General features: G+C 52.6%; 1 pseudogene. It reads right to left on the bottom strand.

The features are described 5' to 3' along the window. Positions 1-270: pseudogene (locus ACYP03_RS26315) on the bottom strand (hypothetical protein); the annotation flags it as partial.

Genomic DNA, 270 nt, shown 5'->3' with positions numbered 1-270 from the left:
AGTTTGCTGAAGTCTGGGTTAAACATAAAATTCACCCCTTCGGCAAAATGTCCGGTTGTCATCGCATAACCGACTAAGACCAGTAAAAGCACCAGCAGTCCCGGCATCATAGTAGTGACAGCGCGCTCCAGCCCTTGCTTGAGGCCTTTAATAACAATGGCCGATGTGATCAGCAGTACAACACTGCCCCAGACTGTTGTGGCAACCGGATCGCCGACAAGCCCGCCAAACATGGCACCGATGTCATCGCCCGAAGCGCCGTTAAATGCG

This window comes from Photobacterium sp. R1, from assembly GCF_054600795.1.
This window is presented reverse-complemented; position numbering and strand designations above follow the sequence as displayed.